This window comes from Dyella kyungheensis, from assembly GCF_016905005.1.
Classification (GTDB): Bacteria; Pseudomonadota; Gammaproteobacteria; order Xanthomonadales; family Rhodanobacteraceae; genus Dyella; species Dyella kyungheensis.
On sequence record NZ_JADIKC010000007.1, the window covers coordinates 234,586 to 248,809 of the forward strand.

Consider the following 14,224-nt stretch of genomic DNA (forward strand, 5'->3'; position numbering starts at 1 on the left):
CGCCGACTCCGGTCGTTCACTCGCATGCTTCAGCAGGGAAAATGCGTCAGAGCTCGATGCCCTTCTGCGCCTTGATGCCCGCCTGGAACGCGTGCTTCACCAGGCGCATCTCGGTCACCGTATCGGCCAGTTCCACCAGTGTGTCCGGCGCTCCGCGACCGGTGATCACCACGTGCTGCTGCGGCGGACGCGCCTTGAGCGCTTCGCACACCTTCGCCACGTCGACATAGCCCTTCACCAGGGCGATGTTGAGTTCATCGAGCAGCACGAAGTCGATCGAGGCATCGGCCAGCATATCGGCCGCCACCTTCCATGCCGCTTCCGCCGCCTCGATATCGCGCGCCTTGTCCTGGGTTTCCCAGGTATAGCCTTCGCCCATCACGTGGTAATCGAGCTCGTCGGGAAAGCGGCGGAAGAACGCTTCTTCGCCGGTGGAAAAACTGCCCTTGATGAACTGCACCACGCCGCAACGAAAACCGTGCCCCAGCGAACGCGCCAGCATGCCGAAGCCCGACGAACTCTTGCCCTTGCCGTTGCCGGTATTCACCACCAGCACGCCGCGTTCGATGGTGGCGCGGGCGATCTTCCGGTCGACCAGCTCCTTCTTGCGCTGCATGCGCTCGCGGTGGCGTTCTTCCGGATCGGTCTGTTCGGGCGTGTCGCTCATGCTCAGGCCTCCTTTTCATGCGCCGCGGAAGCGGAGGCCATGCGCGCGATCACCGCATGCAGCACCAGCGCCACGGCGACATAACTGATCGTGGTGCGCATGAACAGCGGACCCCACTGCCACAGGCGCGACAGGTATTCGGTCATATGCGGTTGCGCATAACGGCCGCCCAGCCAATAGAACGAACCGTTGGAAACCGCGAAGGACAGCACCGCCGCCACCAACGCCACGCCAAACGCGCCCAGCAGCGACAGCGCGCCCTGATCCACGCGCGGCGCATACCAGCGGCCGGCGTACCACAGCACCGCATAGGCCAGGGGCAGGAACGAGTAGGCCAGCGTCACGCAGAAATCGCTCACGCCGGCATAGCTGATGGACACCCAGTCCAGCGCCACGGCGAGCAGCACCATCGCCACGAACGTCCAATGCCTGCGCAGATACAGACCGCCCAGGAAGAACACCGCCATCGAAGCATCAGGCAGATGCAGCATGTCGCCGAAATGCTTGAAGCGGGTGGCGATCATCACCGCCACCAAGACCAGCCACAGCGCGTTGAAACGGGAACCGGAGAGTGCTTTCACGAAACGACTCCTGATCGAAGGCATCGAAAAACGCCGAGACCCTTGCAGGCCCCGGCGTCATGGCTTACTGCGCAGGCTGATAACGCAGGGTCAACATGTAGTTACGACCCGGCTGGTTGTAGTACCAGGCGGTCTCGTAGTCCTTGCCGAAGGCATTGTTGAGCGCCAGCTGCAGCTTGAAGTCGCGCGAGATGGCATACGCCACGCGCAGGTTGGTGATGGCATAGCCGCCCAGCGGATGCTGGTTGGCCAGGTCGTCGTAGCGACGGCCCGAGACATACCAGGTGCCGCCCACGCTGAAGTCGCCGAAGCTGCGATCGAGATCGATGTTGCCGGTCTGGCGCGCACGGCGCGGCAACAGGTTGCCTTCGTAGGCGGCCGATTCGTCGCGCGGATCCAGCCAGGTGGCCGTACCCGTCACCAGCCAGCTCAGCACGTGTCCGCTCACCACGCCTTCCGCACCGCGGATGCGTGCCTCGTCCACATTGCCCGGTGCCTGCGTCGCTGCGTCGTAGGTGATCAGGTCGGTCACGTTGTTGCGGAACGCATTCAACGACCAGTAGCCCCACCCGTAGTTGCCGCGCAAACCCAGCTCGATATTCTTCGAGCGCTCGGGTTTCAGATCCGGATTGCCGTAGTACGGGTAGTACAGATCGTTGAAGGTCGGCGCCTTGAACGCGGTGCCGTAGCTGGCGGTGAGGCGCAGGGTCTGGGTGAAGTCCCAGCCCCACAGCACGCTGCCGGTGTTCTTGCTGCCGAACTGGCTGTTGTCGTCGTGGCGCACGCTGGCCTGCACGGACTGGCTGCCAAAGGTCTGCTGCCACTGCGCGAACACGCCGCGATCGATGCGGCTGTCGACCGGCAAGCCGGTGAATGCATTGTTGTAGCCTGCCGTGCTGTCCACTTGGTCGCGCTGCCAGTCGAAGCCCGTGCTGAGCAAGCCGCCCCAGAAGCCGACATCCGCCTGCAGCGTGCCGATGTCGCGGTGCGTGTCGAAGCGATCGACGTAGACGCCCTGGTAGAAGTCCTTGCTGAAGTCGCCGCTGGTGCCGAGGCTGAGCGTGAGCTTCACGTTGGACGCCGGTCGATAGTGCACGCTGCCGCCCACGATCTGCGTGGCGCTCTCGTCGGAGTCGGTATACGTGCCGTCGTAGTAGTTGTGACCTTCGCTGCGGAACAGGCGAACGTCCGCATCCCATTGCTCATCGAACTTGTAGCCGCCCTGCAGGGTCAGCGCGTTGTTGCGATAGCCGTCCTTGTCCGGCTGGTCGGCAAAGCAGGCGGCGCCGACTTCAGCCGCACCGACGCGACAGGAATTGATGCCGTGGGTCTGGTCGTGCGACGCCTCCAGCGAGTACCAGGCATCGCCACTCTTGCCGGCAAAACCGGCCGAACCAGTCAGCGTGCTGTAGCTGCCCACGCCCAGGCTGAAGGACGGCACGAACGCGCCTTCCGGGCGGCGGGTGAAGATCTGGATCACGCCGCCGATCGCTTCGGAGCCATACAGGCTGGAGAACGGACCGCGCACGATCTCGATGCGTTCGATCTGTTCGAGCGGGATGTCCTGCAGCGCAGCCGTGCCCAGCGTGGCCGAACCGATCTTGATGCCGTCGATCATCACCAGCACATGATCGGCTTCGGTGCCGCGCAGGAACGCACTGGTGGCCTTGCCCGGACCGCCGTTGTTGACGATGGACATGCCCGGCGTGCCGCGCAACAGCTCGCCCAGCGAGGCCGGCTGCAGGCGCTCGATATCGGCGCGGTCGATCACCGTCACCGCGGACAGCGTCAGGTTCTGGGTCTGCTCGGTACGCGTGGCCGTGACCACCACGCCGTCGAGATTGGTGGTGTCGTCGGCGAACGCCGGCAAAATGATGGTCAAGAGCGCCGTCGCCAGTACGGAGCGACGGATCGTGGAAAGTCGGATGGTCAAAGTACTGCTCCTCAACCGCGCCTGCCCGCGCGGATCGCATGGAAAATAGACAGGCGGAAGGAGCGTGGCGGCCGTGCGCGTGCGCGGCATCCATGACACGGCCCACCGCCAGTCTGGTCGTACCTCAAGGCCGGTCTCCGGGCTCGCGGGCGAAGACGTCACGTCTTCCGGAACGACGCCTTCCCATGCGCTTGGCACAGTGGCTGATGTCGCTCCGCCGATCCCCATCTGGATCGCGCCTGCCTACCGTTGCGGGGGCAGCTCCGGAATAGGCGCCTAAGCGCCGCACCGGATTCCCGTTTCAACTCCCAGCCGACTGGCTGGGGGTCACCTCAGGTCCGGGGATGGTAGCAGAGTGAGGCGTGTGGCCGCTGGGGCGAGGCAGGTTTTGGGGTGAGCCGTCTCGCCGGTTTCGTTCGTGCGCACGGTCCTGTGGGAGCGCACCCTGTGCGCGACAGCCGCGCTGGAGAGACCGCTCCGTAGGTTTGTCGCGCACAGGGTGCGCTCCCACAGTAGATCCGCAGCTCCTGGCTCCTGGCTCTTGGCTCTTGGCTCTTGGCTCTTGGCTCTTGGCTCTTGGCTCTTGGCTCTTGGCTCTCGGGGGTCCCCGTATGACGCGGCGGGTGGGTGGAGGAAAGCCCGCAGGGTGGCCCGCATGGATGCGGGCCAGTTTTTCGCCAGGGCAGGATGCCCTGTCGAAAAACCCCGGAGCCCACCCGCGCACCTGGAGGGCGCAGCCCGGAAGGCGCGTCATCCGGGGGGCCCTTCTCTTTGGTTACTTTCTCTTGGGCAAGCAAGAGAAAGTGACCCGGCCTCCGGCAGGAGGACGGAAGCCCGCGGCAGGCGAGCCAGGTCGCGGCAAAGCGACAACCAAGTACCGAGGCTCTGGATCCCGGCCTGCGCCGGGATGACGAGCAAAAGAGGACTGCGGCACGTCCACACAATGAGGCTAGGTTGGCCCCTCACCCCAACCCTCTCGCCAGAGGGGAGAGGGAGCAGATGGTGGCTCGTTGAATGGACGTCCAAAACAAAACGCCCGCCCTGCTTGCATAGGACGGGCGCTACAACCATCAAATCAACAGGACGCCAGCGCGTTACAGCGTGTGGAACGCCAGATGTCCCTGCTCCGCCTCCACCACGATGGTGGCCCCCGCCGCAAACTTCCCTTCCAGGATCTGCCGCGCCAACGGATTCTCCAGCTGCTGCTGGATCGCCCGCTTCAGCGGCCTTGCGCCATACACCGGATCGAAGCCCACGTTGCCGAGCAGATCCAGCGCCTTGTCGCTGATCTCCATGCGCAGCTGGCGTTCGGCCAGACGCTTCTCCAGATAGGTGAGCTGGATCAGCGCGATCTTGCGGATCTGCTTCTTGTCCAGCGGGCGGAACACCACCAGCTCATCGAGCCGGTTGATGAACTCCGGACGGAAGTGCGCCTGCACCACGGCCAGCACCGACGCCTTCATCTGCATGTAATCCGCTTCGCTGTCGCCCGCCTGCTCCTGGATCATCTGGGAGCCCAGGTTGGACGTCATCACGATCACGGTGTTGCGGAAGTCGACGGTGCGCCCTTGTCCATCGGTGAGGCGACCATCGTCCAGCACCTGCAGCAGGATGTTGAATACATCCGGATGCGCCTTCTCCACTTCGTCCAACAGGATCACGCTGTACGGACGACGACGCACGGCCTCCGTGAGATAGCCGCCCTCCTCGTAACCCACGTAACCCGGGGGCGCACCGATCAGGCGGCTGACGGAGTGCTTCTCCATGAACTCGCTCATGTCGATGCGCACCATCGCATCCTGCGTGTCGAACATGAACTCGGCCAGCGCCTTGCACAGCTCCGTCTTGCCCACGCCGGTGGGACCGAGGAACAGGAACGAGCCGTTCGGGCGGTTGGGATCGGACAGGCCCGCGCGCGAACGACGGATGGCATCGGAGACGGCACGCACGGCCTCGTCCTGGCCCACCACGCGCTTGTGCAGCGCCTCTTCCATGTGCAGCAGCTTGTCGCGCTCGCCTTCGAGCATCTTGTTGACGGGAATGCCCGTCCAGCGCGACACGACCTCGGCGATTTCTTCCTCGGTGACGCGATCCTGCACCAGCTTGAAGTCCTGCTTCTCCGCGGCCTGCGCGGCAGCGAGCTGCTTTTCCAGTTCGGGCAGCTTGCCGTACTGGATCTCGCTCATCTTGGCGTAGTCCTGCCGGCGCTGCGCCGCTTCCAGCTCGACGCGCGCGGCCTCGATCTGCTCCTTCACCTTGGTCGCGCCCTGCAGCGCCGCCTTTTCGGACTTCCAGATTTCGTTGAGGTCGGAGAATTCGCGCTCCAGCTTTTCGATGTCCGTGTCGAGATCGGCGAGGCGCTTCCTGGAGGCGTCGTCGGTTTCCTTCTTCAGCATCTCGCGCTGGATCTTCAGCTGGATCAGGCGGCGCTCCAGGCGATCGAGTTCCTCCGGCTTGGAATCGATTTCCATGCGGATGCGCGAGGCCGCTTCGTCCATCAGGTCGATCGCCTTGTCTGGCAGCTGGCGATCGGGGATATAGCGATTGGACAGCGTGGCTGCCGCCACGATCGCCGGGTCGGTGATCTCCACGCCGTGGTGCACCGCGTAGCGCTCCTTCAGGCCGCGCAGGATCGCGATGGTGTCCTCCACGCTGGGCTCGCCCACGTAGACCTTCTGGAAACGGCGCTCCAGCGCGGCGTCCTTCTCGATGTACTTGCGGTATTCGTCCAGCGTGGTGGCGCCGATGCAATGCAGCTCGCCGCGCGCGAGCGCCGGCTTGAGCATGTTGCCGGCGTCCATGGCGCCATCGGCCTTGCCGGCGCCGACCATGGTGTGCAGTTCGTCGATGAAAAGGATCACGCGACCTTCCTGCTTGGACAGATCGTTCAGCACCGCCTTGAGGCGCTCTTCGAACTCGCCGCGGAACTTCGCGCCGGCAATCAGCGCGCCCATGTCCAGCGAGAGCACGCGACGGTCACGCAGGCCTTCGGGCACTTCGCCCTTCACGATGCGCTGCGCCAGTCCTTCGACGATGGCGGTCTTGCCCACGCCGGGCTCGCCGATCAGCACCGGGTTGTTCTTGGTGCGACGCTGCAGCACCTGGATGGTGCGGCGGATTTCCTCGTCGCGGCCGATCACCGGATCGAGCTTGCCCGACTCGGCGCGCGCCGTGAGATCGATGCAATATTTCTCCAGCGCCTGGCGCTGCTCCTCGGCGTTTTCGCTCTGCACTTTTTCTCCGCCGCGCAGCTTCTCAATGGCCGCCTCGACGTTCGCCTTGGTGGCCCCGGCCGCCTTGAGCGCCGAGCCCAGCTCGCCCTTGTCTTCCAGCGCCGCCAGCACGAACAGTTCGCTGGCGATGAACTGATCGCCGCGCTGCTGCGCCAGCTTGTCGGTGAGGTTGAGCAGGCGGGTGAGTTCGTTGCCCACATGGATATTGCCTTCCTGCCCGCTGACGCGCGGCAGGCGTTCCACCATTTCGTTCACACGCTGGCGCAGCGTGGGCACATTCACCTGCGCCTGGGTCAGCAACGGCGCGGTGGAGCCGCCCTGCTGGTCGAGCAGCGCAGCCATCACGTGCACCGGTTCAAGCATGTTGTTGTCGCGACCCACGGCAAGCGACTGGGCATCCGCCAGTGCCTGCTGAAAACGCGACGTAAGTTTGTCCATCCTCATGGGGTGTCCCCTCGATCAATAGGATCTGGCAGCCCTCGCCGCCACTGCAAAAACACATGCGGATCACTCGCGCGTGATTCAAGCCACGTCAACGCCAGGTGTACGACATTTCTTCAGCCTGCGCTGCCAATCACCCAGAGCTTGCCTTCACATTTGGCTTGATAGTCTGGCCTCGTGCTATCCCCCGTGCCCCACTCCACCATGTCCGCCCAACCGTCTCTCCCGGCTCCGCCATTGCCAGGCGTCGATGATCGCTGGGCGTTGTTTCTGGATGTCGACGGTACGCTGCTCGACTTCGCCGATCATCCGGATCACGTCTATGTCGATTCGCGCCTGAGCGAACTGATCGAGGACCTCTACGGCACCCTCGATGGCGCGCTTGCGCTGGTGAGCGGTCGCAGCCTGGACGACCTGGACGATCTGTTTAGCCATCCGCCGTGGGCGATGGCCGGTCTGCATGGGCTGGAACTGCGCGGCGTCGACGGCCGCTATCGCGGCGTGCACATCGGCGCCAGTCGCCGGTCGCTGGTTCGCGACATCGCCGGCACCATCGCCGGCGAGTTTCCCGGCGTGCTGGTGGAAGACAAAGGGATGGCGGTCGCCCTGCATTGCCGCACCTCGCCGCAACTGTTCGAACGCTTGCGCGAGCGTGTGCGGGAGGTACTGCCTTCGTTGGCCGGCTACGAAATGCAGCCGGGCAACATGGTGATCGAACTGAAGCCCGAGGGCATGGACAAGGGTTCGGCGGTGGCCAACCTGATGTCCGCATGGCCCTTCCGTGGCCGCGTGCCTGTCTATGTCGGCGACGATCTCACCGACGAACACGGCTTTTCCACGGCCAATCTTCAGAGCGGACTGAGCATTCGCGTGGGTTCCCGCGAACCGAGCCTCGCCCGCTATTCGCTGTCGGAGCCTGCCGCCGCGCGGGCCTGGCTGTTCCGCGTGCTGCACGCACTCAAGCATGGAGCTCTGTCGCATGCCCACTCCTCTGGAGGAAATGCCTGACACCCAGCCTGATCCCCAGTCCAAGCCGGAGCCGAAGTCGTCTCTGGAACTGGGTGTCATCGGCAACGGCAGCGTTGCCGCGCTCATCGACGGGCGCGGCCGCATCGTCTGGTGTTGCCTGCCCCGCTTCGACGGCGACGCGAGCTTCTGCGCGCTGCTGTCGCCACAGTGTGAAGGGGGCGACTGGTCGATCGAGCTGGAAGATATCGATCGCGCCGAACAGCACTACATGCCCAATACCGCGGTGCTGGTGACGCGCCTGTACGACCATCACGGCTCGGGCGTGGAGATCGTCGACTATATGCCGCGCTTTCGCACGCGCGGACGTTTCTATCACCCGGTGCTTATCGCACGCCGCGTCCGTCCCATCGGCGGTTCGCCGCGCATCCGCGTACGGCTGCGTCCGCTGTGCAAGTACGGCAGCGAAGTGCCGCACTTCACCGCGGGCAGCAATCACATCCGCTTCCTGCTCGACGGCGTGGTGCAGCGCCTGACCAGCGACGTGGCTTCCACCATGATCGAACGCGGCCTGCCGTTCTTCCTGGAGAAACCCGCGCATTTCGTCTTCGGGCCCGATGAAACGCTCACCGAGAGCCCGGCGGACTTCATTCACCACACGCTGGAAAACACGCTCACCTATTGGCGCGAGTGGGTGCGCAATCTATCGGTGCCGTACGAGTGGCAGGAGCCGATCATCCGCGCCGCCATCACCCTGAAGCTGTGCCAATACGAGGCGACCGGCGCCATCGTCGCCGCGCTCACTACCTCCATTCCCGAGTCGGCCAATTCGGGACGCAACTGGGACTACCGCTACTGCTGGCTCCGCGACGCCGCCTTCACCGTGCGCGCACTCAATCGTCTCGGCGCCACCCGCAGCATGGAGGAGTACATCCGCTACGTCTTCAACCTGGTCGCCAGCGATGGCGACAACGAGATAGGACCGGTGTTTGGCATCACCTTCGAACACAAACTGCCCGAAACGCAGGTGGCCAGCCTTGCCGGCTACCGCGGCATGGGTCCGGTGCGCGTGGGCAACGACGCCTGGCGGCAACGCCAGAACGATGTCTACGGCTCGGTGGTGCTCGCCTCCGCGCAGATATTCTTCGACCGGCGGCTGGAGCATCCCGGCAACGAACTCACCTTCCGACGCCTCGAACGCATGGGCGAGCTGGCACTGCGCGTGGCCGAAACGCCGGATGCGGGGCTGTGGGAATACCGCGGTCGCGCCGCCGTGCACACCTATTCCGCCGCCATGTGCTGGGCCGCCTGCGACCGCCTTGCGCACATCGCCACCGAACTGGGCCTGGACGACCGTGCCCGCTACTGGCACGACGAGGCGGTGGCCTTGCACGCGCGCATCGAGGCGCGCGCGTGGAACGAAAAGCTGGGCACGTTCGTGGATGCCTACGATGGCGAACACCTCGACGCGAGCCTGTTGCTGCTGGCCGACATCGGCTTCGTCAACGCCATGGACCCGCGCTTCATCGCCACCGTCGATGCCATCGGCGAAGCGCTGGGCCGCGGCGATTACCTGTTCCGCTACATCGCACCCGACGATTTCGGCGCACCGGAAACCAGCTTCAACATCTGCACCTTCTGGTTCATCGAGGCGCTGGCCGCCACCGGCCGCCGGGAGCGCGCGCGCATGATGTTCGAGCACATGCTGGCGCAACGAAATCCCCTGGGCCTGTTGTCGGAAGACATCGCGCCGGCGAACGGCGAGCACTGGGGCAATTTCCCGCAGACCTATTCGATGGTGGGCCTGATCCAGGCCGCGATGCGTCTATCCAGACGCTGGGAGGACGCCCTGTGATGATGGCTGGAAGAAACAGCGGTCAAGGACGACTGATCGTGGTTTCAAACCGAGTGGCCCTTCCCGACCAGACCGCCACCGGCGGCCTGGCATCTGCCATGCGGGCGTCCCTGCAGGAGCGCGGAGGCGTGTGGTTTGGCTGGAGCGGCAAGGTGGCTCGTCAAACCGCCAGCGAAGTGCACAAGCAATCCGATGGCGTGGTGGAATACGCCACCATCGATCTTTCCCGCACCGATCACGACGATTTCTACGATGGCTTCGCCAATCGCACGTTGTGGCCGCTGCTGCATTACCGGCCCGATCTGGTCGATTACGACCGCAAGCACCTGGCCGGCTATCTGCGCGTCAACAACCTGTTCGCCGAGCAGCTGATCTCACTGATCGGGCCGAACGACCTGGTGTGGATCAACGACTATCACCTGATTCCGCTGGCCGCCATGCTGCGCGAACGCGGCGTGCGCAATCGCATCGGCTTCTTCCTGCATACGCCGTTGCCGGCCGCCAGCCTGCTGATCGCACTGCCGCGTCATCGCGAGTTGCTGGAAACGCTGGCGAGCTATGACCTGGTGGGCCTGCACACGCCGCGCGACCAACGTGCGCTGGAGGAATATTTCCTCTACGAAGTGGGCGCCAGCATGCGCCGCGACGGCCGCATCCGCACGCCGCAAGGACGCACCTTCCGCGCCGAGGTGTTTCCCATCGGCATCGATACCGCCCAGGTGGCCGAATCGGCCAGCCATGCCGACGAGCACGAGGAAATCAACGACCTCAAGCAGAGCCTGGAAGGCCGTGCGCTGATCATCGGCGTCGACCGGCTGGATTACTCCAAGGGCCTGCCCGAGCGTTTCCACGCCTATGCGCGCCTGCTTGAGCGTTCGCCGCAATTGCATCGCAAAGTGACCTTCCTGCAGATCGCGCCGCCCTCGCGCGGCGGCGTGCCGGAATACCGCCAGATCCGCCGCGAACTCGAACGCATGGCCGGCCACATCAACGGCATGTATGCCGCGCCGGACTGGGTGCCGATCCGCTACGTCAACAACTCGTTCCCGCACAGCCTGCTCAGCGGCTACTACCGCATCGCGCGGGTAGGCCTGGTAACGCCGCTGCGCGACGGCATGAACCTGGTCGCCAAGGAATACGTGGCGAGCCAGAATCCGGACGATCCGGGCGTACTGGTGTTGTCGCGCTTCGCCGGCGCGGCACAGGAATTGCGCGATGCGTTGCTGGTCAATCCAGCCGATACCGAGGAAGTGGCCGAGGCGCTGGGCATCGCGCTGGAAATGTCCCTGCACGAGCGCCGCGTGCGCTGGCGCCGGATGATGGATGTGCTGGAGAAGCAGGACGTGACCGCCTGGCGCAATGCGTTCTTGCGGGACCTGGCGGGCTAAGCCGCGGCCAACCTACTTCTGTAGGAGCGCACCCTGTGCGCGACAAGCGTCCGAGCGCTACCTCGGCAACCGGTGCTTGCGCTGGCGCCGGATGATGGATGTGCTGGAGAAGCAGGACGTGACCGCGTGGCGCAATGCGTTCTTGCGGGACCTGGCAGGCTAAGCCGCGGCCAACCTACTTCTGTAGGAGCGCACCCTGTGCGCGACAGGCGTCCGAGCGCTACCTCGGCAACCGGTTCTAGCGAAGCCTTCGGACGCCTGTCGCGCACAGGGTGCGCTCCCACAGGGGGTCTCCCACCATGGGCCCTCTCACAACGGGTCGACGTTATGGCTGGTCCTGCAGCCAGATCAAACTCGCAAACCTTCCGCTCTGCGCCCCATCGCGTCGATAGGAATAGAAGCGATCGTCGGTGCGCGTATCGAAGCCGCCGCCATGCACGCGAGTCATGCCTGCTGCCTGCAGCCGGCGACGCGCCAGCCAGGCGAGATCGCACAGCCAGTGACCCGGTCGCGTCGGCTCGAAACCCTCGGCCGCGCCCGCATCGCAGACGATGAAGGCATCGCGCACTTCCTCGCCCACTTCATAGCTGGCCTTGCCGATGCATGGACCCAGCCACGCCATCACCTGGGTAGGCGGCGCCTGCAGGGAATTCAGGGCCGCTTCCAGCACGCCGGCCTGGAGGCCGCGCCAGCCCGCATGGGCGGCCGCCACCGCGCGACCGTCGGTGGTGCAGAACAGCACCGGCAGGCAGTCGGCGGTGAGAATCGCCAGCGGCTCGCCGGCACGCTGGGTCACCGAGGCGTCGGCTCGCGGCTCCGGCCCACCGGCAAGGCGGTCGACATCGGCCACGTCCACGCCGTGGACCTGCTGAAGCCAGTGCGGATCGCGAGCCAGCCCCAGCGAACTCCGAACCGCGGCCCGGTTGGCGGCCACCGCTTCGGGCAGATCGCCGCAGCGGGCCCCGAGATTGAAGCGCGCCCAGGCGCCTTCGGACACGCCGGGGCCCTGCCGCGTGCTGACCGCAGCCCGCACGCGGGCGGGCGCCGGCCAATCCGGGATAAGCCAGGCGTCGCCCGGCATCAGCGCCAGTCGTCCGGGTCGGCCTGGGCGGTATCGGCGCGCAGTGCGTCGATCAGGGCCTGTTGGTCGGCTGGCCGCTCGGCGCTGAAGGACAGCGGCTCGTGGCTGACCGGATGCTCGAACGCCAGCCGCTCGGCGTGCAGGGCCTGGCGGCGGAAGCCGCGCAGCGCCGCCACCAGCTCGGGCGTGGCGCCCTTGGGCAGCTTGAGGCCGCCGCCGTACAGCGGATCGCCGACCAGCGGATGGCCGATATGCGACAGGTGCACGCGAATCTGGTGGGTACGGCCGGTCTCCAGGCTGCACTGCAGCAGGCTGTGGCCGCGGAAGCGCTCGCGCAGGCGGTAATGGGTGACGGCGTGCTTGCCGTCCTCCTCGTCGCGCACGGCCTGGCGCAGGCGGTCGCCCATATGGCGGCCGATCGGGGCATCCACCGTGCCGCCGGCCACCAGGGTGCCGAGCACTACCGCTTCGTACTGCCGCTCCACGTCGTGGCGGGACAGCATGTCCACCAGCGCCGTGAGGGCGGGCAGGCTCTTGGCCACCACCATCAGGCCCGAGGTGTCCTTGTCCAGCCGGTGCACGATGCCGCCGCGCGGCAGCTGGGCCAGCTTCGGATCGTGGTGCAGCAAGGCGTTCAGCAGGGTGCCCGCACTATTTCCTGCGCCCGGATGCACCACCAGCCCGGCCGGCTTGTTCAGCACCAGCACGTGCTCGTCCTCGTGCACGACATCCAGCGCAATGGCTTCGGGCTCGAGCTCCACTTCGGTCTCAAGTTCCGCTTGCAGCAGGACTTTTTCCCCGCCGCGCAACAGCTGGCGGGGCGGCGCGATGGCGCCGTCCAGGGTCACCGCGCCGGCCTTGATCCACGCCGTGAGACGCGAACGGGAGTAGTCGGGGAACATCTCGGCCAAGGTCTGGTCGAACCTCCGACCCGCGGCCGTCAGGGGCACCGCGGCTTCATGACGGATCATCGTCATGGCTGGCCACCCGGCCGCCCGGCCGTTTCGGCTATCATCCCTTTTCGCTCAAACATCTGAACCCTTCTCATGCGCGTAACCAAGCTGCCGGCTTTCAAAATTTTTGTCGTGCTCGCCATCGTTTTGTCGATGAGCGCATGCTCGATGTTCCATCACAAGAGGGACACCAACGATACGCTGCCGGTAGACAAGCTGTACGCCAAGGCTCACGACTCGATGGAACACGCCGATTATTCGGCTGCGAGCAAGGCCTACCAGCGCCTGATCGCGCGCTTCCCGTCCGGCAACTACAACGAACAGGCCCAGCTCGATCTGGCCTATTCGCAGTACAAAGACAATCAGCCGGACGACGCTTACTCCACGATCAACCGCTTCATCAAGACGTATCCGACCCACAAGCACGTAGATTATGCCTATTACTTGCGCGGTCTGATCAATTTCGATCGCACCGGCGGTGCGATGGAGCGTCTGCTGCAGCGTGGCGACCAGGCGCAGACGCGTCGCGACCAGGGCTTCAACCTGAAGTCGTTCGACGACTTCTCCGAGCTGTCGCGCCGCTACCCGGACAGCGCGTACACCGCCGATGCCCGCCAGCGCATGATCTACCTGCGCAACGTGCTGGCGCAGTTCGAGATCAACGTGGCCGAGTATTACCTGCGCAACAAGGCCTATGTGGCCGCCGCGGACCGCTCGCAGTACGTGATCGAGCACTACCAGCAGGCACCGCAGACCGGCGACGCGCTGGCCATCCTCACCCGCAGCTACCTGGGCATGGACCAGAAGAACCTGGCCGACCAGACCCGCCAGGTGCTGGCCATGAACTACCCGGATCATCCGTACCTGAAGGATCCGAAGTGGCCGCATCCGCCGTCGACGCTGCGCAAGATGATTCCGTTCTCGGGGCATCATTGATTCGAGAGCGGTGACGCTGGTCGCTTGCGACCCGTGAATGAAAAAGCCGGTGGCCTTGGGCCGCCGGCTTTTTTGTTTCTTGCTGCGATCTGGCCAGCCACTGTAGGAGCGCACCCTGTGCGCGACCGCGGAGCTGAATCGAACCACAGTTTCGGGTTGTCGCGAGGCAATCAAGTGGAACAGAGGTACA

At 65.1% G+C, this 14,224-nt stretch carries 10 protein-coding genes and 1 riboswitch; of the genes, 4 read left to right on the forward strand and 6 right to left on the reverse strand.

Features of this window, described 5'->3' with window-relative positions; translation table 11 throughout:
• Positions 1 to 46: 46 nt before the first annotated feature.
• The 4 genes from cobO to clpB form a co-directional block, all read right to left on the reverse strand.
• Positions 47 to 667, reverse strand: coding sequence for a cob(I)yrinic acid a,c-diamide adenosyltransferase (gene cobO, locus ISP20_RS15745; RefSeq protein ID WP_204637064.1), 621 nt, complete (start codon positions 665 to 667; stop codon positions 47 to 49).
• Positions 668 to 669: 2 nt separating this feature from the next.
• Complete coding sequence (locus ISP20_RS15750) at positions 670 to 1,248, reverse strand: hypothetical protein (protein ID WP_204637065.1); 579 nt, start codon at positions 1,246 to 1,248, stop codon at positions 670 to 672.
• 64 nt (positions 1,249 to 1,312) lie between these two features.
• Complete coding sequence (gene btuB / locus ISP20_RS15755) at positions 1,313 to 3,271, reverse strand: TonB-dependent vitamin B12 receptor (RefSeq protein WP_204637066.1); 1,959 nt, start codon at positions 3,269 to 3,271, stop codon at positions 1,313 to 1,315.
• A gap of 21 nt (positions 3,272 to 3,292) precedes the next feature.
• Positions 3,293 to 3,531, reverse strand: a riboswitch (cobalamin riboswitch).
• Between the two features lie 744 nt (positions 3,532 to 4,275).
• Entirely contained in the window at positions 4,276 to 6,858 is a 2,583-nt protein-coding gene (clpB, locus tag ISP20_RS15760; protein WP_204637067.1) for an ATP-dependent chaperone ClpB, read from the reverse strand.
• A 201-nt stretch (positions 6,859 to 7,059) separates the two neighbouring features.
• Here clpB and otsB point away from each other — a divergent pair, with 201 nt between their 5' ends.
• Genes otsB through otsA form a run of 3 tightly spaced genes read left to right on the forward strand, consistent with a single transcriptional unit; the run spans position 7,060 to position 11,064 of the window.
• A complete protein-coding gene (gene otsB, locus ISP20_RS15765; RefSeq protein WP_204637068.1) occupies positions 7,060 to 7,863 on the forward strand; it encodes a trehalose-phosphatase in 804 nt (267 codons plus the stop codon).
• Positions 7,856 to 9,676, forward strand: a complete 1,821-nt coding sequence (locus tag ISP20_RS15770) for a glycoside hydrolase family 15 protein (RefSeq protein ID WP_204637375.1) — start codon at positions 7,856 to 7,858, stop codon at positions 9,674 to 9,676. The genes otsB and ISP20_RS15770 overlap by 8 nt, the downstream gene beginning before the upstream one ends.
• Before the next feature lie 2 nt (positions 9,677 to 9,678).
• Positions 9,679 to 11,064: an alpha,alpha-trehalose-phosphate synthase (UDP-forming) gene (gene otsA / locus ISP20_RS15775; RefSeq protein WP_204637376.1), complete on the forward strand. Its 1,386-nt coding sequence runs from the start codon at positions 9,679 to 9,681 to the stop codon at positions 11,062 to 11,064.
• A gap of 325 nt (positions 11,065 to 11,389) precedes the next feature.
• On the opposite strand, the gene pgeF is transcribed toward otsA, so the two are convergent.
• Both pgeF and rluD read right to left on the reverse strand, forming a co-directional pair.
• Positions 11,390 to 12,145 carry a peptidoglycan editing factor PgeF gene (gene pgeF / locus ISP20_RS15780; protein WP_204637069.1) on the reverse strand — a complete coding sequence of 252 codons (756 nt, stop codon included), beginning with the start codon at positions 12,143 to 12,145 and terminating at the stop codon, positions 11,390 to 11,392.
• Positions 12,145 to 13,122 (reverse strand): 23S rRNA pseudouridine(1911/1915/1917) synthase RluD, encoded by a 978-nt coding sequence (rluD, locus tag ISP20_RS15785; RefSeq protein WP_204637070.1) that lies wholly within the window; start codon positions 13,120 to 13,122, stop codon positions 12,145 to 12,147. The genes pgeF and rluD overlap by 1 nt, the downstream gene beginning before the upstream one ends.
• 69 nt (positions 13,123 to 13,191) lie before the next feature.
• On the opposite strand from rluD, the gene ISP20_RS15790 reads away from it, so the two are divergent.
• Positions 13,192 to 14,034: an outer membrane protein assembly factor BamD gene (locus ISP20_RS15790; RefSeq protein WP_204637071.1), complete on the forward strand. Its 843-nt coding sequence runs from the start codon at positions 13,192 to 13,194 to the stop codon at positions 14,032 to 14,034.
• The last annotated feature ends 190 nt before the right edge of the window (positions 14,035 to 14,224 follow it).

Bases quoted from the DNA above. Each gene is read 5' to 3' on its own strand.
- cobO (WP_204637064.1), bottom strand. From the start codon at position 667: ATGAGCGACACGCCCGAACAGACCGATCCGGAAGAACGCCACCGCGAG.
- btuB (WP_204637066.1), bottom strand. From the start codon at position 3,271: ATGCCGCGCACGCGCACGGCCGCCACGCTCCTTCCGCCTGTCTATTTT.
- clpB (WP_204637067.1), bottom strand. From the start codon at position 6,858: ATGAGGATGGACAAACTTACGTCGCGTTTTCAGCAGGCACTGGCGGAT.
- otsB (WP_204637068.1), top strand. From the start codon at position 7,060: ATGTCCGCCCAACCGTCTCTCCCGGCTCCGCCATTGCCAGGCGTCGAT.
- ISP20_RS15770 (WP_204637375.1), top strand. From the start codon at position 7,856: ATGCCTGACACCCAGCCTGATCCCCAGTCCAAGCCGGAGCCGAAGTCG.
- otsA (WP_204637376.1), top strand. From the start codon at position 9,679: ATGGCTGGAAGAAACAGCGGTCAAGGACGACTGATCGTGGTTTCAAAC.
- pgeF (WP_204637069.1), bottom strand. From the start codon at position 12,145: ATGCCGGGCGACGCCTGGCTTATCCCGGATTGGCCGGCGCCCGCCCGC.
- rluD (WP_204637070.1), bottom strand. From the start codon at position 13,122: ATGACGATGATCCGTCATGAAGCCGCGGTGCCCCTGACGGCCGCGGGT.
- ISP20_RS15790 (WP_204637071.1), top strand. From the start codon at position 13,192: ATGCGCGTAACCAAGCTGCCGGCTTTCAAAATTTTTGTCGTGCTCGCC.